General features: G+C 66.7%; 16 protein-coding genes. 12 read left to right on the top strand and 4 right to left on the bottom strand.

The annotated features are described in order from the left end of the window. Positions 1 to 37: 37 nt before the first annotated feature. On the bottom strand, positions 38 to 262 hold the full coding sequence (locus ORI94_RS21700) for a hypothetical protein (RefSeq protein WP_266078243.1): 225 nt from the start codon (positions 260 to 262) through the stop codon (positions 38 to 40). A gap of 61 nt (positions 263 to 323) precedes the next feature. Between ORI94_RS21700 and ORI94_RS21695 the strand changes: the two genes are divergently transcribed. The 4 genes from ORI94_RS21695 (at position 324) to ORI94_RS21680 (ending at position 3,131) form a co-directional block, all read left to right on the top strand. Then, a complete protein-coding gene (locus tag ORI94_RS21695; RefSeq protein WP_266078241.1) occupies positions 324 to 944 on the top strand; it encodes a DUF6461 domain-containing protein in 621 nt (206 codons plus the stop codon). Between the two features lie 320 nt (positions 945 to 1,264). Beyond that, the gene (locus ORI94_RS21690) at positions 1,265 to 1,540 is read left to right on the top strand and encodes a hypothetical protein (protein ID WP_266078239.1); all 276 of its coding nucleotides are present in this window, start codon (positions 1,265 to 1,267) and stop codon (positions 1,538 to 1,540) included. Positions 1,541 to 1,968: 428 nt separating this feature from the next. After that, positions 1,969 to 2,823: a hypothetical protein gene (locus ORI94_RS21685; RefSeq protein WP_266078237.1), complete on the top strand. Its 855-nt coding sequence runs from the start codon at positions 1,969 to 1,971 to the stop codon at positions 2,821 to 2,823. Beyond that, positions 2,757 to 3,131, top strand: a complete 375-nt coding sequence (locus ORI94_RS21680; RefSeq protein ID WP_266078235.1) for a hypothetical protein — start codon at positions 2,757 to 2,759, stop codon at positions 3,129 to 3,131. The genes ORI94_RS21685 and ORI94_RS21680 overlap by 67 nt, the downstream gene beginning before the upstream one ends. Before the next feature lie 19 nt (positions 3,132 to 3,150). Here ORI94_RS21680 and ORI94_RS21675 read toward each other — a convergent pair whose 3' ends face one another. Next, the gene (locus ORI94_RS21675) at positions 3,151 to 3,582 is read right to left on the bottom strand and encodes a hypothetical protein (protein WP_266078233.1); all 432 of its coding nucleotides are present in this window, start codon (positions 3,580 to 3,582) and stop codon (positions 3,151 to 3,153) included. 1,462 nt (positions 3,583 to 5,044) lie between these two features. On the opposite strand from ORI94_RS21675, the gene ORI94_RS21670 reads away from it, so the two are divergent. From ORI94_RS21670 to ORI94_RS21630, 8 genes are all read left to right on the top strand, one after another. Further along, positions 5,045 to 6,928, top strand: coding sequence for a GTPase (locus ORI94_RS21670; protein WP_266078231.1), 1,884 nt, complete (start codon positions 5,045 to 5,047; stop codon positions 6,926 to 6,928). Then, on the top strand, positions 6,925 to 8,652 hold the full coding sequence (locus ORI94_RS21665; protein ID WP_266078229.1) for a GTPase domain-containing protein: 1,728 nt from the start codon (positions 6,925 to 6,927) through the stop codon (positions 8,650 to 8,652). The genes ORI94_RS21670 and ORI94_RS21665 overlap by 4 nt, the downstream gene beginning before the upstream one ends. A gap of 827 nt (positions 8,653 to 9,479) precedes the next feature. Further along, the gene (locus ORI94_RS21655; protein WP_266078227.1) at positions 9,480 to 10,607 is read left to right on the top strand and encodes a hypothetical protein; all 1,128 of its coding nucleotides are present in this window, start codon (positions 9,480 to 9,482) and stop codon (positions 10,605 to 10,607) included. Further along, positions 10,604 to 11,830 (top strand): hypothetical protein, encoded by a 1,227-nt coding sequence (locus tag ORI94_RS21650; RefSeq protein WP_266078225.1) that lies wholly within the window; start codon positions 10,604 to 10,606, stop codon positions 11,828 to 11,830. The genes ORI94_RS21655 and ORI94_RS21650 overlap by 4 nt, the downstream gene beginning before the upstream one ends. Then, positions 11,827 to 13,602 (top strand): Hsp70 family protein, encoded by a 1,776-nt coding sequence (locus tag ORI94_RS21645; protein WP_266078222.1) that lies wholly within the window; start codon positions 11,827 to 11,829, stop codon positions 13,600 to 13,602. The genes ORI94_RS21650 and ORI94_RS21645 overlap by 4 nt, the downstream gene beginning before the upstream one ends. 1 nt (position 13,603) lies before the next feature. Continuing rightward, on the top strand, positions 13,604 to 14,941 hold the full coding sequence (locus ORI94_RS21640; protein WP_266078220.1) for a hypothetical protein: 1,338 nt from the start codon (positions 13,604 to 13,606) through the stop codon (positions 14,939 to 14,941). Positions 14,942 to 15,431: 490 nt separating this feature from the next. Further along, positions 15,432 to 16,841, top strand: coding sequence for a hypothetical protein (locus ORI94_RS21635; RefSeq protein ID WP_266078218.1), 1,410 nt, complete (start codon positions 15,432 to 15,434; stop codon positions 16,839 to 16,841). Then, entirely contained in the window at positions 16,838 to 19,495 is a 2,658-nt protein-coding gene (locus tag ORI94_RS21630) for a hypothetical protein (protein ID WP_266078216.1), read from the top strand. Before ORI94_RS21635 ends, ORI94_RS21630 begins: the two co-directional genes overlap by 4 nt. 16 nt (positions 19,496 to 19,511) lie before the next feature. On the opposite strand, the gene ORI94_RS21625 is transcribed toward ORI94_RS21630, so the two are convergent. After that, positions 19,512 to 20,402 carry a DUF429 domain-containing protein gene (locus ORI94_RS21625; RefSeq protein WP_266078214.1) on the bottom strand — a complete coding sequence of 297 codons (891 nt, stop codon included), beginning with the start codon at positions 20,400 to 20,402 and terminating at the stop codon, positions 19,512 to 19,514. Between the two features lie 178 nt (positions 20,403 to 20,580). Beyond that, positions 20,581 to 21,150 (bottom strand): hypothetical protein, encoded by a 570-nt coding sequence (locus ORI94_RS21620; protein WP_266078212.1) that lies wholly within the window; start codon positions 21,148 to 21,150, stop codon positions 20,581 to 20,583. Between the last annotated feature and the right edge of the window lie 29 nt (positions 21,151 to 21,179).

The raw sequence follows: 21,179 nt of genomic DNA, 5'->3' as shown, positions 1-21,179 counted from the left end.
GTCGGATCTCCGATGTGACGGTGCTTCAGGTGAAGCATCAACCATCAACCAGCCTCATTTCAACGGTGTGGTGACATGTCCTCACGAGCCGTCCGGCGATGGTGTACGCGGTCACGTCAATCTTGATCAGAACAAGCCGGCCGGCACCGCGTACAGCAATCCCATACAGAACATGCGCCTGATCGAGAAGGATCCTTTCCACCTCACCGTGCCGGACTACTTCGACGCAGTCGAGTAGCAGCCCCAGCGCGCTCTCGTTCATTCGGGGAGATCCATCCGTGAATGAACGAGAGCGGATGTGACGACACTTCCCAGGAGACCGAATGTCCAACCCTTGGCGGTGGGAGAATGCGGAGCAATTCTGCTTGAGTATTTCCCTTGACAGAACCCCGGAAGAAATAATCGACATCTACGGAGCTGACGTCGAAAAGGCTCGCCAGCTACCTCTGAATACAGCTCCCAGCGCGCCCGCCCGGGGCGTTGCACTGCGGGCGGGATCACTGGGGAGGTGGGCTTTCTGTATAGAGTTCGACAACCCGATCGGCTGCACGGAAAGAATCATGCGCGACCTGTCGGAGCACACCGAGTCGATCACCCTTCTCCGGACAGCGAAAGCACTGAAGACGTTCCACTATGCCGCGAACGGGAAAGTTCACGAATGGTTCGAGCCAGGATATCCACCCAGCGTTCGAGGCCGGAGTCGATACAACTTCGCACGCAAGGTCCATGCCCTCACCTCGGCAGGTGCGGATACGATCTCGGCGTGCTCGCAGGTCATCTCTCTGCACATCGGACAGGAAATCACCACGGAAACCCTTGAAGGCCCCCTGCTGTCCGCGGTTGTCGCCGAGATCGACCGGGCCGGCCTGGATCACCCGGATCCTCCCCTGCGATATCCGTCATCTTCCCTGAGGAGTTCCGGTCACCTGGGGCGACGGTTGTAGCAGGTGGGCGGTGCTCCCCGGGCTTCGACCTCATGACGCCTCTTCGTCACCCGGCGGGGCGACCGGCCTCCGGGATTCGACCAGGTGGGTGTCGTCGTCCGAGGTGGGCGTTACTTTGGATGCTGATCGTCACATGCCTTCGCCTCCTGTCACGGCGCGGCGCACCCGGCGGTCGCGTCGACCGCCCTGCCCGAAAGGCCCTCGTGTAGCCCACCCCGGCCGCCGCGCAGCTCCGTGGCAGTCTGACGCAGTACCTCACGACGACGTACGCGCTGGCCGACGGGGACACGCGGCTCGCACTGGAGGCGCTGTCTCGGCTCGTGGCGCTGCTGTCGTCCGCGCGCGACCCGGAGTCCGACGCGCGCCGGCCGCGTCCGCTGCTGCACATCGAGGCGCACCTGCGGGTCCGTCCGGTGGGGCGGGTGCTGAGCGGGGTGGGCGCCCGGCCGGAGTTCCGCTGGTACGAGGACGAGCGGACGCTCGCGCGGCGCTCCGCGCTCACCGCCACGTCCGCGTCCGAGGACCCGTCCGAGAGCGGTGAGTGGACGGCGGCGGACTCGCGGCGGAGGAGATCACCTTGTTCGTCTGGCCGGTGACGAAGGCGAGGTTGGCGAGGCTGTTCCACTCCTCCTTCGCACACGTCCCCCGAACCCGGGAGCGGGGGGACGCTTCTGGCCTTGCGGGAGGGTGACGGCCCCTGGGAGTCGGCCGCCCGGGCGTACCTGTCGGTCAGGGCGGCAGGGTCGGCGGGCGAGGAACGGTGTTGTCTGCGACGCCCGTTGACGTCCCTCTCTCCCACCCCACGCGTACAGCACCGCAAACCCGGATTCATGCTTCCTTTTCACAGGTCAGCCACAGGAAACCGGTTTGCGGGCGGTCACGCCGACGGGCCATACTCCGACTCCCCCCACCTGTGCCGGTCCCGTGTCTCCCTCTCCCCGTGAAGGACTCTGCCCTGATGGGTGTGCTCGTGCGTGTGCAAGGCTCCCTGGCCGTCGCGGTGCCGCAGGGCGGGATGTGACCGGTGGAGATCACTCGTATCGTCGTCATCGGACTCGTCCTCGCGGCCTCCGCCCTCTTCTACCGCCGGGTGACGGGGGAGCCCTCTCCTTCCCGGAGCTCGTCCCGCAGGGCCGAAGCGCTGGGCTTTCTTCCGCAGTCCGCACAGAACACCCTGCTGACAGCGGCCGACGCCGAGTTGGAGCGGGCCGGGGCGGAAGCCGCCCGTGGCCGCTGGGAGAAGGCGGCGCGGTTGATGGCCCGGACGCGGGAGCAGCGTGACTGGGCGCGCCGTTCGTACTACGCCGACGTGCTCGGCACGCACCGGGCCGCGCAGCCGGACGGCTGGCTGGACGCGTGGGAGGCGGCGGCCGGGCCGGACGACCCGGACGCGGCGCTGGTGCGGGCGCGGGCGACGGTGTCCCTGGCCTGGCATCTGCGGGGCGGCGCCTGGGCGAAGGACACCAGCGAGCAGCAGTTCGCCGGCTTCCACGACACACTGCGAAGTGCGCCGCGTCTCAACGCCCGCGCGGCGGAGCTGAACCCGGACGACCCGTCGCCGTACGTCGCCGAGATCTGGGCCGCGCTCGGCCTGGGCCACTCGCACGAGAGGATGCGCCGGACCTGGGCGGAGGTCACCGCCCGGGATCCGTACCACTACGGCGCGCACCGTGCGGCGCTGCAGTACTGGTGCGCGAAGTGGCGTGGTTCGGAGGAGCTGGCCGTGGGCGGGGCCCGGGGGGGGGGGGGCCCCCCCCCCCCCCGCCCCCCCCCCCGCCCCCGGGCCCGGGTCCTCAGGGGAGAAAGCTGGCCGTGGCCTTCGCCCGTGAGGCGGAGGCCACGGCGCCGCCCGGCAGCCTGCTCAGCACGCTGCCGCTGATCGTCTGGTACGAACACCGTGACACCCGCGCGGATCCGGACGAACTACTGGAGCCCTACCTGCTCGACATGGTCGACGCGGCCCTGGCCGACGTGGCCGCGGCCCCGCCGGACCACCCGGACGCGGCGTCCGTACGTCACCTGCTGGCGTACTTCCTGACCCGGCAGCGCCGTCACGACGAGGCGTTGCAGCAGTTCCGGCTGGTCGACGGCTACGTGAACGCCGCTCCGTGGCGGTACTACGACGATCCGGCCGCCGTGTACTGCCTGTGGCGGAACCGGGCGGTCAAGGGCGCGAGACGGGGCTGAGCACCGATGCGGTGGCACGTCACCGGGGGCGCCGGCCGGCGATACTGCGACGGCCGCGACGCACGGATCCCGGCCGTACCCGCGTGACCCACATGTACCCGGCCAGACCGATCGATCCGCGCACCGTCGCATCGGCCCATGCCGGCAGAACGCCGCCCCCGGTGTTCCGTCCCAGGCTCCAGAGGAGGAGCCCGCTCAGTGCGCCGGCCATGACGACGGCGCTTCCGTACCGGACGAGTGTCGTGCGGCCTCTGCCCAGCCAGGACGCCAGGAGCCCGGCCGGGATCTGCACCATCACGTGGAGACTCGCGCAGGTCAGCGGCACGGCGAGGAGGAGGACGAAGGGGGCGTCCGCGGTGGGATCGCCCGGCGGGGTCACGTAGGCGGAGTCCAGCATCCACAACGGCGGTACCAGGAACGTGATCAGGAGTACGACTCCACTCACGTGCATGGCGCCGAGGTGTCTCGGCACCGAAGCCTGAGCCCTGACACTGCGCCCCGCTGAGGCCGGACCCCCGGTTCCCTCGTCCACGGTTCCCCTCCAGCCGCCCGGTAAAGGGACACGCCCGAGTACGTACCCAGGAGATCACCCTGAGGCTCACGCCCCCGCGACCAGGGCCCTGCCCGCGGACACGCCACGAGCAGAAAGGGTCCGCATCGGCTGACAGGCAACCGATACCCGAGAAAGGAAGGCGGCGCCGGGGAGAAGGGACCGGAACGCAGAACACCCGCCCCGGCCAGGGGCCGAAACGGGTGCCGATCACCCCTGCCCGAAAAAAGGGGGCCGTAGGGTTCTTGTGTGGGACGTTCACGAAATCCCCTGACCAGGCACAGCGTGCCTAAATGCTCACGAACATCCCGTCGGACGCAAGATCACTCCCCGACAATATGCAGATGCATGGATTAGCGTCGCGGTGATCCCGCGCCCTGCGCCCCCTGACCTGGGAGCTTCGCGACCGCGACGGCAAGTACGGTCGCCCTTCGACGCCGTCTTCGAAGTCGAAAGATCACCGCAGCCCCCTGTTGCGCTTCGTGAGAGATGGTCGCCCGTGGGGGTCTCGTCCATAGGGCGCGAAGTGGGCGGGGTGGTGTCCCGCGTTTTCGGCCCGCGCTCTCAGCGAGCACGCAGCACCTGCAGCAATTCGACCACCCAGTCTGGATTCGAGGTCGACGTGGGCGGCTGGATTGCGCACCAGAAGGCCGGGCCAGGCCGAACCCCGTCGAGCCGGCCTCGTAGGCCACGACCACCGGGCCCGGCAGCCGCTCCAGCCAGCACACCACCGCCGCGGTGTCGGGGACCAGGTGTTCGGCGAAGACCTCGCCGGTGAGGCCGTCCAGGGCCCAGGCCACGGTCGATCGGGCGTGAACGTCCAGCCCGACCGCAGTACCCGCGATTACGGCACTACCGCTCACGGTCCTCCGTGGCGGCAACCCGCGGCAACTTGCGTGCAAGACCCCGGTCTTTCATTCCCGGTCCCCGCGGCCTTCCCGCCGGGCCCGCCCGGCAGCTGCCGATCACTCCCGGTTCAAACGGGCGGTGTCAAGGCTCGCGAAGCGACCGCGCAGCGGCCCGGCCTTGACACCACGCGCGAAACCGTGAACCTACCCGACCGGGCAGGCCCGGCACCGCAAGTACCGCACTCCATACGGCCTAACATGACGCTGGCACGACACCCTGCGAGGGGACAGGTGCGCTTCAAGGAGGGGGATTGGCGAGCAAAAACAGGCACGACTGGAGTCCTGCCACTCGGGACCAGTTGCGCGGTCCCGAACCGCCGTGCGACAACCCCTCGCCCGCGCATGCGAAGGCAGTCGCTGCCTGCCGAGCGACCCTGGCAGAGGTTCACCGGCTGTCTCGGGACGGGGCCTCGACAGAGAAGACAACTAGGCAGTTCGTCGACTTCCTTACGTCAGTGGAGGTCACCGACGCACCGCCAGTCGGCGCGCCGATGAGGATTGTCCTGATGGGGCGGACGATGGCCGGTAAGAGTACCCTCCTTGCGGCGCTCACCGGCGGGTCTGCGGAGCGGATTGGGGACGGCCGGCCGCGGTATTCGCGCGACGTCTTCGCGGCCCCGGCGGTGGACCTGCACGACGTTGAGATCGTCGACACTCCCGGAGTGGGTGCCAGGGACGGTGCGGATGACGTCGCCCAAGCGATGGCTGAGGTTCCCGGTGCCGACCTCGTGCTGTGGGTTGCGAGCAACGATTCCTTCCAGGAGGAGACTGCACAGGAGCTACGTGCGGTGGCATCGCGAGGTAAGCCTGTCGTTGTGGCATTGAACTGCCGCGAACCGCTCGTGGACGATCTGGACCGCGAGGAGTTCCTGGAGGACCCGGATTCAGTCTTCGCCGAGCACGAGGGTCACTTCAAGATGATCCATTCCCATCTATCCGCTGCCGCCGTACGCCCCGTCGCCGAGGTGATGCTCCACGCCGAGGCCGCCCGCCAGGCGCGGGCGGACGGCGACTACGGTGCCGACCTTTGGGAAGCGAGCCGCCTCAGCGCCCTGCTCGCCGTCCTGGAACAGGAAAGCCGCAAGCACCGCACCGCCCGGCGGGTACTGCGCGAGGCCGACGAGGTTCGCTCGCAGGCACAGGCGTTGAGCGGAGCTCTCGCCACTGTGGAGCGGGAGACCCGAGAGATCGTCGATGTCGGCCGGAGGCTACGCGAAGACCAGGAACGACGGACCGTACGCCTGGTCGATGCCTGCATGCAGAGGATGGAGGACGACGTTGTTCGCCTCGTCGGCCGACGGCAGGGGTGGCCCCAGAACGTCACTGACTTCGGCCCGCAGATCGTCGAGCAATGGCACACGGAACAGGCCGCTCTGGTCGCAGAACTCGACGAGACGCTGGAAGCACGGCTCAGCAACCTCGCGCGAGCGATTGAGGAAGCGGCTGCCGCCGTCGAGCGCGAATGGACGACGGCTGTCCGCCCACACCTTAAGGTCACCGGAATGCGTGACTTCAGGGGGCTGTGGAAGCGGAAAGCAGCCGGGGTTGCGGTTGGGGCAGGCGGAGCGCTCGCCTCCATGGCACTTGGCGCGTACGTGGGTTCTTTGGCAGGTCCGGCCGGCACAGTCGCCGGCGCCGTCGTCATGGGCCTCGGTTCGCTCCTCGTCACTCCGGTGCGCAAGAAGGTCCAGTCACTTTTCACGAGCAGAGCGGAAATCATGGAGGCGAACCGCGATCTGCTGCGGACCGAGATCAGCAAGGTCCTCAATGAGCTGGAGGCCCAGGTGCTGGCCGAGGTGTCTGGGACCCTCGCGGGGGTTCTCGAGACACTCACCACTTCCCACGTGCGACGCGCAAAGGCCGAGGCCGCCGCGTTGGTCGTGGCCGACCTTCTGGCTTGTCAGCAGCAGGTGATTGACTCCGCGGTCTCCACCCTCGACCACGAGACGGTCCGCTGCCTGCTGCGCGTAGACGGCTGGCCTCGCCTAGCTGCGTCCGTTGGGAAGGTGACCCGGCTTCCCGGGGTCTGCATCTTGGTCGAGGTGCCTGAAGAGGCCCTAGCAGATACACGGCTGTTCCCGCCGTCCTCGCCCGAATTCCTGGCCTTCGGGCGCACACCGTCACCCGACCTGCCGGGCGCGTCCGCGATGTCATACGTCCTCGGCCTGACCGAAGGGGTACTGGCCTCCATTTGCTGTCGCCCCGACGGCACCATCGTCACCACCACTGCTCCAGCGCCGAACCAGGTACTGGAGGCATGGTCCGCAACCCTGTCCGACCACCTGGGCACCCCGGTGAAGATCGTTCGACCAAGTGCACCGAGGAGCGTGCCAGCATGAATGACCTTCTGTATCACTCCGCCCCAGCTGTGGCGCGCGACCTCTCGGAGCGGCTCGTCGAGCTGATCCGAAACCTTCGACCCGATGAGGCGTCGAGGCTCCAGCAGATGCTGGCAGTGGACGAACACCATCGTCCCCAGATGGTCCTCACCGGGCAGTACAGCAGCGGCAAGTCGACCTTGATCGAGGCACTCACGGACGGCAAGTATCAGGTTCGGAGGGGCTCGGCGGTCACGACGGACAGGGTCGAGGTCTTCAACTGGGACGGCATGGTCGACCTGGTCGACACCCCGGGCGTGCAGGCGGGCCGGCCGGAGCACGACGAACGCGCGGAGGAGGCCCTACGCTCCGCAGATCTTGTGCTGTTCACCGTCACCGTTGACTTGTTCGACGACCGCTTGGTCGAACACCTGCGGCACATCACCGAGGATCTGCGAAAGGCGCCGCAGTTGCTTGTGGTACTCACCAAGTGCCGCAGCCTCCGCGCGGCCGAAGGAGTGCGGGAGGCCGAGGTCCGTGAAGCTCTCGGCAGCTTCGCCGACCAGGTGCCGTGGGTCGAGTGCGACGCCAAGACCTACCTGGATGGGCTAGGGGTGGACCCGCCGCGGGCCGCCCGCCGCATCGCGGCGTCCCGGATGGACGAGGTCAGGGACGCGATCAACCGGATCGCGCGGGCCCGCGGCGACTTGGCCCGCTTCCGTGTGGCGCTCCAGCAGGTCGCCCTCGTCGCAGGCGAGGCACTCGCCGCGCTCACGGACGACCCCGACGAGGAAGCAGTCCTGACTGTCCTCGCACGCCAGCGGAGCGCGCTCACAACGCACCGCGGGCTCTTGGACTCGGCCCTGGAACGGCAGGAAACCGCGTTCCGCACAGCGTGTATCCGGGCAGCCGAGCACCTCGCTGACACGGTGGAGTCGATCCAAGAGTCGCCGAACCGCGACTGGTCCAGGGTCGAAGCCGCCTCCGTGACTCTGAACGACGAGCTGAGCTCGGCGAACCAGAGGTTCGTGGACGGGGTACGCGCCGTCCTGGCCTATCAGTTGGCCGACTTCACCTCCGAGGTGCGGGAAATCGAGGCGTCGCCGTACGCCCGCCAGTTGCTCGCCCTTGACGTCCAAGGGGACATCGAGACGCAGAACATCCCGGTAGACCCAGGCCTGGTACGCCAGCCAGGTCGGAAGCAACCCCGCGTCCCAGCCTGGGGTCCGAAGTTCACCGAGCATCTGAAGGCCTTCCAGAAACTCTGGGGCGCAGGCGACGGCATCAAGAACTCGGCAGGCAGCGCGGGACACAAGATCGTCTACAAGGCTGGAAAGCTCGTCGACATCAAGTTCAAGCCCTACCAGGCCGTGCGCTGGGCGAACAACATCGGAAAGGGTGCCAAGATCGGCGGCGCTGTACTCCCTGTTGCCCTTGAGACGTATGCGGTTGTCAAAGAGGAGCGTCAGGAGGTGCGGGCTGCGAAGGAAAAGATGCGCCGCCGGAACGCCCTGGTCGGCCGCGTTCTTGCGCAGTGCGATGACATCTCGAGGAAGACGCTTATCCAGGTGCGCCTTGAACTCGACGGCGAGTTCGGCAAGGCGCTCCGCGCGATCGACGAGGTGAACCGGTCAGTTCGCGACGCGAGGGCCTCCCGTACCGACCTGGACCGCGAAATCAGCGCGATCCAGGTCGAAGCCCAGTCAATGCTCGATCAACTCGGAGCGCCCACGCTGGAGGCGTGAGAGTCGAAACGGGGCCTGATCACTGTTACCGAACGGACGGCCGAGATCCTCGACCGACGTACACTCCGGACATCGGGTCAGCCGGCTGGTTGCGAGGGGCGTGAGCAGGAAGAACCGGGAGGACAAACCCTACCGGCGTACCGGCCTCGCCCTACGCCCTGCACCGCAGGCCCCCGGCCGTACCCTCAGCGACCGCGCTGTGAGGCAGGTCTTCGACCCCGTGCGCCACAGCGGAGTACTGGAACGCCTTCCCTCCAACGAGCCTCTGCGCTCAATTCGCTGGCTGAGGGACTCTCAGATGTCTCCCCTGATGCGCTCCGTGATCGTGTCAGCCATGCCGTAAGCAAGGCCGTGGGATCGGCGTAACCCGGAAGCAATCCGAGCACTCCCACCCCTGGCGGCCCTACTACAACCACGAACACAGGTATTCGGCGATCGGCCTGCACCCCGGCCAGCGTGCACCACGGCACCGCCGCCCTCCCCCGCCAGCAGCGAGCGCTCATCCTCACCCAGGCATACGCGGCGCATCCCGAACACTTCGGACGCGGCCCCGGCAACTGCCCATGGCCATGTGGATCAACGAACCCCGACCTGGGACAGAACCGCAGAAACAGACCCTATAGCCGCAGATTGCCTCAATTGACTTGACAGCTTCAGGCATGATCGCCGAAGTGGTCCTCGTACCGACATCTGCACTCACACGAACGCGACATGACAGCCCATCACAGGTCGATCTCACTCAACCCGCGACCTCGCAAAGTCCGTGCGCTCAGACTAGCCTTCCGAAGGTGTAGGGGACGCGGATCAGCAAGCGACAGGAGGGGTACGTGGGGTTCTGGCACACCGGCTACATGGAGTTCCATGAGCCGACCGGATTCGAATCGGCCGGACCGCCAGCCCTGCCAAAGCCCCCTCGGTTTCACTGCGCTGAGTGTGGACTCGTCTTCTCGTCCGAGCGCGCCCGCCGAGCACACCGCTTCGACGGTCATGCGACCAAGCGGCCGACCCTCCTCTTCAGGGGACGAGAGTGCGGGCGCACGCGCTTGATGGTCACGAGTTCGAGTGACTCCGCCGATTGGGTGACATCGGATGTCGAATCCATCACCGTCAACGGCCGCGAAACCTCGACATCTGAGGCCGCCAGCTTCCTCGCGTCCGTGAAGGTCGGCGTCCAGACAGTGACTGTTTCCAATGGCCCACTGAAGCGGACGTTCGAGTTCGATTTCTGCCTTGCAGAAGAAGACGACCTCTGCCTCGTCGACCAGGCCTTGGAGAAGCTCATCTCCAGTCGCGAGTTGAGTCGCAACGCAATCGACACCTTCATCATGCGTGCCGGCCGCGGGACGACGGCCCGCCGTTACCGCGAAGGTCTGGCGACATACCTGTACGGCGTGCTTGCGCGTGAGGAGGTCGAGGACCCCGGCCGGGTAGATGCGTCGGGTGCGCCGCTCTACGAGCAGCGGTACAACAGCGCCGTCTCTTTTCTGTCGGCCTTCGACCGGCCCGCAGCGGAGGCGATCTGCGGTTTGGTCGCGTTTCACTACAACCAGTTCGCACTTGCGGTGCGCAAGACCAACAGCCACCGCGTCTCCGACGTCGCGGCGCGGTTCCGATCCATCCTCACAGGCGGCTCATTCGTCACAACAAGCCTGGCCGACCGGTCGCACGGAAGCTTCGATCAGGCCTTGAGCGACTCCGTTACCGAGGACCTCCTGGACGTCGGTGCAGCGGCTTTGGACGGGGCCCAGTCATCAGTGGTTACCCAGCTGCTGCCCTCGCTGGGCGAGCTCCGCCCTCAGGACCAATTCAAGGTCCGTCTCATCGCTGCTGAGGCGCTGCTCGCCGTGGGAGACATCGATAGTGCATCACGACACGGCGAGGCGCTCAGGCACTCTAAGGAGACTGGCGCCTGGTACGCAGGATTTCGGACCCGATTGCAAGAGGTAGGACGTTGAGCAACGAGACCATTCCAGAGCCCGGCGCGGAGTCTGGGCCGAGCGTCCCCGCGTCGGCTACCGCTACCGGCGATGACACCGCCTCGGCCGCGCCTGCTGACAATGCGCCGGCGGCATCCGTTGCGGAGGAGCGGCCGCATCGGGCCAAGTCCAAGACTAAACCAAAGCCGATCATTACCTCGATCGAGGAGTTGCTGACGTTCGCCTACAAGTCGAACGCTCGACTGCTTGAGTTCTCGAAGGAGGACCTCAAGAAGCTGACGATTACCGACGAGGGCATCGCGTCACAGAGCGCGCTGGTCGGGTCTCTCGCGCCGACAGACCCAACATTGTCGACCCCGTTCAAGCTGCTTCAGTATGCAGCGCGCCAGGGGGTCCCCCTCAAGCGTGCCGAGGATGGTGATCTCGCGCGGGCGTTGAACCGGCTCGTTGACCTCGCGGTAGTCGCAATGGGCAACAGCCCGGTGTTCCGGGTCTGGGTGGACCAGCTGGTCGATCCCCGCAAGGATCCGCAGCTCCCGACCGAGCACGTGCGTGTCGAGGCCCGGCGGGTCGACGCCGAGAAGTTTGGACTGGCCCCGAAGCAGTTCAAGGCCGCAGACCGTGAGCGCCTCGTCAAGAACGCGACCGCGTGCTATGGAATCCTCCGCGCGCTCCAACGTGAGTGGACCCTGGATCAGTTCATCGATGCGTCGTACGACTCTGTCTGGAAGCACGAGGCCCCAAAGACAGCAGGGCTAGAGCGAGCCGTCAGTGAGATCGGGGCAAGCAGCGATCTGGACGTGCTCGGGATCGTCGGCGAGAACTACCTCGACCGGATCGCCCGTTTGGAACAGCAGGTCACAAAACTTGAGCATGAGGCTGGTGCTGCGCGGAATCGCGAGACTCGGCTCCGCCATGAGCTTTCGACCGTCGAGGAGCGTGAGCAATCTGCGCTGGCTCGCGCCGACGTGTTCTCTGCCGACGTGGTGCGACTACAGAAGGAGCTCGCGGCTGAGCGCGACAACAGAGTGGTCGACAAGAGCCATATGGCGGACGACTACGAAACGCTGCGAACGCGCATCATCCGGCGCCTCGGGGGTGAGATCGATCTACTCACCGATGGTCTGCACGCACTCCGGAACGGTGCGCCCAACGTCGCGGAGGAGTTCCTCGACCGTTCCCTGCTTGCGCTCACGCGTGAGGTCGAGCAGCTGAAGGACGCGTCTGGAGGCTTCGCGTGATCGTCGGGTTCGACTTCGGAACGACCAACAGCCTGGTTTCGGTGGTAGTGGGTGACCGCGTGATCGACGTGATGGACGTCGAGACCGGCCGGCCACATCCCTCGATTGTCCGGTACGAAGGCGAGCAGGTAGTCGTCGGCCGCGATGCCAAGGACGCGTTGGGTGCCGCGGGCATTGGGGTGCACGGCAACACGGTGAAATCGCCGAAGTTCCTCCTCGGCGAGGAGGCGATCGCCGTCGGAGGCGTTGACCGAAGCCCGGTGGACATCGTTGCGGACGTCGTGCGGCACGTCCGATCGGAGTCCCTGCGCAGTCCGCAGCGGAAGGTGCTCGGCGGCCTGGACAACGCTGTGGTCACGATCCCCGTGACCATGAATGGGCACCGGCGCGCGGCGCTGCGAGAGGCGTTCGCCGGGGCCGGGATGGGTGTAGCGCAGTTCGTCCATGAGCCGCTCGCCGCCCTGTATGGGTTCATCCGGGGAGCAAACGACCCAGAAGAGATGGCGCGGCGGCTTGCACGACGAAACGTCCTGGTTGTCGACTGGGGCGGCGGAACGCTGGACCTGACTCTCTGCCGAGTCGACGAAGACCAGATTCGACAACTTCGTAACGGTGGCTCGACCCAGGTCGGCGGCGACGAGTTCGACAAGGTAATTCGCGACGAGGTCGTGAAGCGCGCTCGGGCTCGCGGAAGTGCCACTGACGACGACCTCGCGATCCCTGAGGCTGAGCTCCGGCTCCTCCAGGACGCGGAGCGCAACAAGATCGAGCTCTCGGCTGACCGCGTTGACGTGACGTTCTACCGGCCAAGTTACTTCCAATCAGGTGCCACGTTGCAGTACCAGCTCACGCGTCAGGAGCTGGAGGAGATCACACGGCCGCTCGTGACGGCAGGTATTGATGAGATCGAGTCGCTGCTCGGCAGCTTGTCGATGGCGCCCGGCCAAGTCTCGCTAGTCGTCGTGGTCGGTGGCATGGCGGCAATGCCCGCGATTCGGAGCCGGTTGCACGAGTTGTTTGGCCCGGACCGAGTTGAGGTGCCGACGAACAGTGCCACGTTGATCTCACAAGGAGCTGCGTGGATTGCGCATGACAGGCAGAGGCTCCGACTGGCAAAGCCCATCGAACTCGAACTCGCCCGTGGGTCGTTGATGCCGCTCCTCGCTGCGGGCACTGAAATGCCTCTGGGTGGCGAGGTCAAGCACGAAACCCTCCACCTGTACTGCGCGGATCCGACGGACGGGAAGGCGAAATTTCCGATCGCTACTCCGACCGCGTTGTCATCACATCCGCAGGCGAGCGAGCGGCGAACGTCGCTGGGAATGATCACACTCGGCGTCGACAAGACCGCGCCGCCATTGCACGAGCGCCTCGAGCTGGAGGTCGTTCTCGACGATGACTTGGTGTTGTCGGTCGAGGCGTCATCAAGCCAGAAGCGCGATCGAGTCACGGCGTCGTACTACGACCTGGAGTTCGGCCTTGGCCTCCCGGCTGCGGCTATGCCCGGAGGCGCTGCCGCGGACCCAAAAGCACCTGAAAAGTCCAAAGTCGTGCCACAAGCGGGACTAGTCGTCCGTGCGAATGTGGCGAGGGACAAGGACCAGGCGACCGTTCCCGGCGACGTGCTGTATCTGCACAATTCAGGGGCCTTCGCCCGGCACGTGCGCGATGGAGCGACAGAAGCCCAGGTACGGGAACACCTCTACTACAAGCCGTGCGCCGTCTGCAAGCGTCAGTGGGGGCACCCGGAGTGTCGATGCGGATCGGCGTGACATGGCGAGCGCCAAGGCACTCGTGCGAGTGCTTGACCGCGAAACGGAAGTCGAGTCTGGAGTCCGCCGTCCGATTCGTCTGACTCCCGATGGATATGCGGGCGTCGCGTATGCGGGCTCCGTCTACCCACTCCGGCGGGGCGATCTCATCGACTTGGGCGGATCGAGCTGGGAACTCGCGGACTGCGATCGTTTCCTGTTCGCCGGAGCAGAGGTTCCGTACGCTCCCATTGCCGGTGAACCGCTGGAGGCGGCCAGCGGTTTCGACGTCGAGTGGCACCTCGAAACCAACCAGTACGGGCATCACGTCGTCTTCAACGCGTCGGAGCGCGTTGCCAGCAACTTAGTGTCAGCGCTTGAGGACGCAGATCTCAACGTCCAGCGCTGGGACGTCAGCCATCGTCCAGCAGATGACGGCAACTTCTACGACTGGTTCGCGCGTCTTCGGTTCAAGGGCAGCCAGGCCGAAGCACTTGCGCTCGTCGGGGCTGTCATCGCACCGCCGTCGTCTCTCGCGCCGGCGGTGCCAGTCACGGATCCGGCCACCGCTCGACTTGCTGATGCCGAGGCTCGGATCGAGGAGCTGCTCAACCAGCTGTACGTAGCGACACGCAAGGGCGAGGCGGCTGAACGTGAGCTCGCGCAGCTCCGTCACGATCTTGCCAACGCCGAAGCGAGCGAGCATCAATATCGAGAATCCGTTGCCCTCGCAGAACGCCATCATTCAGATCTGCAAGAGCAACTCGCTTTGCTCCGAGAAGGCCTGGGAGGCATGGCTGACACGGCGGAACTGGCGAAAAGCCTCGCGGACGCCGAGGAACTGCGAGAACTCGCTCTTACCGAGAACTCCCTGCTGCTGGAGCATGTGCGAGCGGCCGACTCGGAAGCCGCAGAATGCGGAGCGCGCGCTGACGACCTGGCGGCGCAGGTAGACACTCTCCTTGGGAGAGTGGCGGAACTTGAGGCGTTGGAGACTGAGCGACTTCGTGCCGCGACCGCGCAACGGCCCCGGCGAGGGGGTGTCATTGAGTTCCTGCCTCAGGCGTTCAGCCGCCTCGAGTTCGTTCTCGACGCAGTCGATGTGATCGCCAACCTCGATTTGCCGGCGTCCACGATGAAAGCACTTGCTGAGATCGACTCTGGGCGCCCTGTCGGGAAGGACCTTTCGGGAATGCGTGGCTGGTTTGAGGTGACGAAATTGGCGACGGGCATCGCGGGAAGCGAGCGACTTGGCCGCATCTACTACAAGCCGGACGGCCAAAGAGTGCTTGTCAGTGTGCACATCGAACAGGACGAAAAACATCAGAGACATCACATCGAGAGGCTGCGAGCCTTCTGACCCCGGTTACCGACGTCTGAGGGCAGCCTCGATGTCGGGGTGTTTGCGGCGCAGTTCCTTGGCATCGAGCTTGGGAACTTGCAGCCGCCATGCTGTGGAGGGCATGGCGGAGTCCGTTGATGGGCTGTCCGTCATCGCTGCCCCATGGGGTTGGTACCTCGGGCGCCTGCGCCTGCGCCCCACTTAACCGGGGAGTTACCGAAAGCCAGGACGGCCTTGAGGGTGGATCGGGCACGTCCTGGCAACTTTCCAGAATCCAGTCGTCCGTACTGGCCTCTCGTCCGAAATCAACACCTATCCTGAAGCAGGGTCAGGTAGTTTCTGCCGATGCAACGCTCCGGCAGCCGACAAGGGGTGGCAAGTGACAGCGGATGTCCGTGGGCCGGCATGGGCACTCGAGGGATTGGGTGCGCGGTCCGGGCGCTATCCCCTAGCGGTGGAGGGCCCGGTGATGCGGGCGGTGGACCGGCTGGTTCCTGGAGTGTCCACGGTGACCCGCTACATCCGTTACCACTCGCTGTATGCGGCGATCGCGGCGCACGCGGAACGGAACGCTTGGGACATCACCGCGTGTCGCCGGGCGGTCCGCCGCTGCGAGGTCCTGCTGGCGGCGCTCCAGCACCACACGGAGGCAGATCCGGCGTGGCTTTCCCACGGGGTAGATCGGGTGCGGCGTTTCTGCACAGAGGAACTGGAACTCGCACGAGCCGCCGACGAGGAGCATCTGAGCCAGTCGTACTCACCCCGCCGCTGGGGCTTTTGGGAGCAGTACGGCGGACCCGCCACGGTGCTCGGCACCGTGGACGTCCGGGACGGAGTGCTCAGACCCGGCCGGCACCTGTGCCCTCCCGCGGTCAAGGAACTCTTCGCCCCTCTGCTGTCTCTCGTGGCGCGGGACGTCGTGTCCTTCGCCGAACTGGAGACGGCGGGACAGGCGGCTCTTGGTGTCCCGTGTTCGGCCGAGCGGGAATGGCTGACGGACGTGCTGACCGCAACTCGCGATGGAAGAACCCACGCGCAGGGGGACTGGGAGGCGTCCGACCGCACTCGGCGTGCGACCCTACGTATCCTCGGCCGGGCGATCGATCTCCACGGTCATGAGGGCGACGGGTATCAGGAGACGCTGCGCTCCGCGGTGGCCTTCGGTGGCGAGGCGACAACGGATCCCGTTCTGGCGGCGATTCCCGAGACGGCCGGTTGGTGGGGGGTGCTGCTGCGCCACTACTCCGTCGGTGCCTGGCGTCGGCTGTGGGCGGCACTGGTGGCCGGTGTCGGCTCCAAGGACGGCGAGGCCGACCGGTCGGCCGAGGAACTGCGCGACTGGCTGGCGCAACAGGCCCCGGATGCGAATGTGCGGCGGGTCCTGGGCAACCTGCCTCCGCTCAAGAACGCGGCAGGTCAGTTGTTGCCGGTCGAACGGCACCTTCTGACGCAGGGTGCCGATGCCCCGATGACCAATGTGCTGCTCCTGATGGTGGGTGCGCTGCGCTCCCGAGAGGGTCATCTGCCAGACGACGTACGGGCCGTCTTCCTGGGCCGTCAGCGGCGCTGGGCCGAGTTCCTCGACCCGACGTGGGTCGACGGCCTCATCGACGACTACGCCGACCGGCCGGTCCGCGACCTGGCCGCCCGGCTGGTGGACGACATGCTCGCCCAGTCCCGCAGAGTCGCCCTCGCGAAGCTGCGCACCGACCCCGCGACCGGCGGACTGAAGATCTTCTCCCGTCTGCACCTTCGCAACGAGCGTTATTTCAAGACCGGTGACGAAGGAGACTCCGACATCGGCACCCGCATCCCCCAACTGGGCTCCCTGGCAGCACAGCTGGGGCTTTTTGTCGTCCGCGACAACTGCCACACCGTCACCGCGCAGGGACGGCGAATCCTGGAGACAAACCCGTGAGCGCGGCGCAGCACACCCGGTTCGCATCCCCCGTCACACTGCTGAGAGAGTGGAGCGAACGCAGCGATCAGCAGGCGCTGCACGAAGCACTCTTCCTGGGTTTCACAGTTGATCTTCCCTTCCTGGAGAAGGTCGCCATACCCGTCGCCCGTGGCCTTGGTGCCCGTACCGCGGTGATCGGTGATGCAGCCCAAGGGCTGTACGACCCGGTCGATGTGCGCATGGCCGGACGCAGTTATCTGCACGGCCTGGCCTCCTGCCAGCGTGCGTTCCACCCCAAGGTCGTCCTTCTGATCGGAGAACACGCCTGCCGGCTCGCAGTGGGTTCGGGGAACCCGACGCTGTCCGGCTGGGGCGCCAACGAAGAGCTGTGGACGGTGGTGGAAACCGAGGACGACGACTCCCACGCGCTCCTGGCCGACCTCGCCGACTGGCTGGAGGCACTGCCCTCCGCCGTGGAACTGGCCTCTTGGTCGGCGAGTCATCTGGCGGAACTTGCTGCCCTTCTGACCGAGCGGCATGTCAACGCCCCGGCCGGACCGGAAACCGGTGTCCGGCTTCTGCACAACTTCCAGAAGAGTCTGCTGGACCAACTGCCGCTCGGTCCTGTCGACGAACTGCACACGTACGCCCCGTTCGTCGACGAGGCCGGTCATGCCCTCAGCGGGCTGCTCGGCCGTCTGACACCCCGCCGCACCATCCTCGGGCTCCAGCCTCGCTGGTCGAGCTACGACGCCGGAGCGATCAAGAGGGCACTCGGCGGCTTCGACGTGCAGATCCGTTTCCTCGAGGAGACTCGGATGCGGCACGGCAAATTCGTCGAGTGGCAGGCCGGCGGCCGCCGATACGCTCTCACCGGGAGCCCGAATCTCACCCGCGCCGCGCTGTGCACCAGCACCCGGGACGGCGGCAACTGCGAGCTCGCCGTACTCGCCGCCGACACCGCGCCGCTGCTTCCCGAACAGGGGCGCATCACCTCACTCGCGAGCCTGACGGGTCGCACCATCCGGCCCTTCCAGTCACCCGGTCACACGCTCGTCCTGCTGGGCGCGAAGACGGACAGTGAAGGCCTGCACGTCTCTCTGGCGCACCCCCAGCCCCTGCCCGTGGTGATCAGCACGTCTCCGGACGGTTCACCGGGTTCCTGGACGCAGACCGGAACCATTCCGGCGGGGGCGGCGGCCTGCTCCTTCCCGCTGCCCGAGGTTCCTGGTGCGGCGGTTCGCGCCACGTGCGCCCGTCCTGACGGCACCACCGCCGAATCCGCCGTCGTCTTTGTGTACAGCCCCGTGCACTGCGCACGGCGCCACAGCGCCGACAGCGGTCCCCGGCTGAGATACGACTACACGGCGCAGACCCTGTTCGCCGACGAGCGTGCCGCACGCCGTTTCGAAACCGATCTGCTGCGCCTGCGCGAACTCACCGCCGGAACGTCCGCTCCCCGGGTGAGCCCGGCGGGAGACACGACAACGGGCTCGGTGACATCGAGCGGCGTCGACCGCTGGGACGCCTACCTCGCCGACTGCCGCCGGATGATCGGGGCGCCGTTGACGGATCTGGCGTTCGGCACCTCGCCGCTCGACCTGCCGCAGGCACCCTCGTCGCGGTGGATCGTGTCGGCGGTCACCCTTGGCGTGCAGGAGGAGGACGACGAAGATCACGAGGACGAGACGGAGGAGGTGGACCTCCCCACCACGAGCGAGCCGCTCGCCCCGTACGTCGCGCCAGAGCAGCGTGCCCGTTGTCGCGCCTGGGCCCGGCGCTGGGTCGCGGCGCTCACAGACCCTGACGGTTCAGCCGCAGCACCGGTTCCGGTCCGGCTGCTCGTGGCCAACCTGTACGTCCAGCTCCTGGCCGCCGGAGTCTGGGACGAGCAGGACCAGAGCTGGCGCGACGGACTCAGCCGCCTCCTCGAAGCACTCCGTTCCGAAGACCTGACGGACGATGCGGACCACGATGCGCCGCCCGAGACCCGGCGACGGCTGGACGCGGTGGCGGCCGTGGTGATGACACTGCTCGTCCAGGACGCCACCTTCACCGGCGGCGGCGAGCACGACGTACTCGCGGCCCGCGCCTGGCACGGCGGCAAGGCGATGATCGCGCGTGCCGAGCCCGCCGAGGCGGAGGACCTGATGATCCCGCCGGAGCGGGCGCTCGCCCGCGTCGCGCCCTGGAGCGAGGTGGACAGACTCATCGCTCTGGCGCAGGAAGACGACCCCTACGCGGAGGCGATAGAGGGGCTCACCGCGGCCGGCTGGTCGGTCGCGTGCGAGGACGGGCTCTGGGAGATCACGGGCTCCTTCGGCAATCCGCTTCCGGTCGTGGCCAAGGCGGCCGAACGACTCGGGCGGCACCACGCCGACGGCGTGCTCGTGCGAGCCCGCAGCAAGAACCGCTGGGCCTTCATGGCATGGGCGGACCCCTACCTGGTCCTGCTGAATCCCCCGGCACGCGTCTGGTTCACCTACCAGGTACGCCCCCCTGCCACACCGGAATCACGGTTCAGCGGCGGCGACCTTTCCGCGGTACCCGGCCGCGTCGGTTCCCCGACCCCGCTGCAGAAGGGCCCGTCGGAAGCTCTCAGGAAGATTCTCGCCGAAGCAGGTCTCACCTACCCGGAGTTGGTCAGTCGCCTGTTCACACTCGACACGTGACGGGGAAGGAAAGCGATCAGTGCCGTAACACCACCGGCGACGGACCGTCGAGCGGCTGATTTCCCTCGATTGACCTCGTCTCACCGTCACGCCGCTGCTCAAGGCGGGCAGGCGCGATGATGGTGGGAGCCTGTCCGGGAGGCAGGGAACTGTCCGCTCCGAGCACTTGGCAGCGCGCCAGTCCGTGCCGGTACCACAGTGCCGCCGTCCACGCACAGAGCAGCGCGTCGATGAGGTCCTCCCGGTGCTTGTAGTCAGCCGCCTTCTGAGGTGAGGGCTCGGAGAGCAGTTGACGGGAGACCGGGTGGGAGGAGAGCAGGAGGGGCGGATCGGCGGTGGCCAGGCCCGCCATGTGCCCGATCAGCCTGTCGCACTCCGCCGCCCGTACCGCTCGCCACTGTGCTGTCGGAACTCGTGCCGGTCGGCGCTTGTACGTGGGGCGTTCCTGGTCGTAGCCCAGCTCGGCGGCTCCGACCAGGGTCGTGTACGGATAGCACTCGGAGAAGACCGGGCCGCCGGTCGGCGGCCCGCCCCTGCCGTCGTCGTAGGACCAGCCCGACTCCTCCAGCCGTTCCCGTAGCAGCACTCCGGCCTGTCGGGGAGAGCTCTGGTTGGTACTGTTCGCGCTCACCTTCCAACGGCCGTACCGTCGGCCGACCTCCCGCTCGCAGGGCCGCTGGCCAGCCGGGTTGTCGACGACCAGCGGTGCGTCGACGAATGCCAGGGTCGATCCGTCGACGGCTGTCCTGGCCAGCCATGACATCGTCTCCTCGAGTCCACGGGTCCAGCCGCATTCGATCACCACTCCGTGCGCGTCGATGGCGGCCACGCCTGTTTCATTGGGCTGGGTGCGGGCTCCGCTCTGCGCCCAGGCGAGGTCGATGCCTATGAACCGTTCGATCCGCATGCATTCGTAGTACCAGAGAACCGGAACCGGCCACCGGTGAGGCGCGGTACTCCTCAGACAGCGCCCCTATGGTGTGGTGATCGAGGAGATCCCTCACCGGTGCCCGGCATCGTCTCGGGCGGGCCGCCTGCGGACTTATGGACGTCCGGGAGGCGGGAAGGAGGATCGAGCGGTGTCGTCACTTCGCGGGCGCGGGAACCATCTGCACGCTCGTAGCTTCGGAAAGGAGGCTCTGGGTGCTGGGGTGCCGCTGATAAACGGCATCGATTTCCTCCGAGGCTGCCACGTCGTCGGACGGACGGGCGAGCTGCCTGGCGACCGCATCCCTGAGCGAGTCGGCCATCTCCGCGTCCAGCTCGACCACGCGCAGCCCCTCTACGATTCCGGTGCTTGAGTCGACGAGCACCATGTAGGCCATGAAGGGTTTTCCGATCCCTCCAGGCACCCCGACCCTACGGTCGCGCTGCCGATGGGCTTCCCAGGGTGAATCGCCCCAGCCGAGAGAGTCCGATTGGCGGTCTGGTCGATCCGGAGTCTCGAACCGGTAGCACCACATGAGATGCCCGTTCCCAGGGACAACGGCGAACGTAGCCGCGCCAGTACTAAACGCGTGCTTTTCACCAGCCGTGAGCCCATCGAACGCATAGATGATCTCTACGTATGGGTCGTTGAGTACAAGATTGGCCGCGGATTTCGGCCAGTTGACCTGCTTCGGGTAAGGAGCACCTACCACCAGCGAGTACCCCATGATCCATCCCCTCCTCGAACCGGTCCCGG

This window comes from Streptomyces sp. NEAU-W12 (assembly GCF_026242095.1).
Taxonomy (GTDB): domain Bacteria; phylum Actinomycetota; class Actinomycetes; order Streptomycetales; family Streptomycetaceae; genus Streptomyces.
This window is presented reverse-complemented; position numbering and strand designations above follow the sequence as displayed.

Excerpts from the sequence above, each read along its gene's own strand:
- ORI94_RS21700 (WP_266078243.1), bottom strand. The coding sequence starts at position 262 with ATGAACGAGAGCGCGCTGGGGCTGCTACTCGACTGCGTCGAAGTAGTC.
- ORI94_RS21695 (WP_266078241.1), top strand. The coding sequence starts at position 324 with ATGTCCAACCCTTGGCGGTGGGAGAATGCGGAGCAATTCTGCTTGAGT.
- ORI94_RS21675 (WP_266078233.1), bottom strand. The coding sequence starts at position 3,582 with ATGCACGTGAGTGGAGTCGTACTCCTGATCACGTTCCTGGTACCGCCG.
- ORI94_RS21665 (WP_266078229.1), top strand. The coding sequence starts at position 6,925 with ATGAATGACCTTCTGTATCACTCCGCCCCAGCTGTGGCGCGCGACCTC.
- ORI94_RS21640 (WP_266078220.1), top strand. The coding sequence starts at position 13,604 with ATGGCGAGCGCCAAGGCACTCGTGCGAGTGCTTGACCGCGAAACGGAA.
- ORI94_RS21625 (WP_266078214.1), bottom strand. The coding sequence starts at position 20,402 with ATGCGGATCGAACGGTTCATAGGCATCGACCTCGCCTGGGCGCAGAGC.
- ORI94_RS21620 (WP_266078212.1), bottom strand. The coding sequence starts at position 21,150 with ATGGGGTACTCGCTGGTGGTAGGTGCTCCTTACCCGAAGCAGGTCAAC.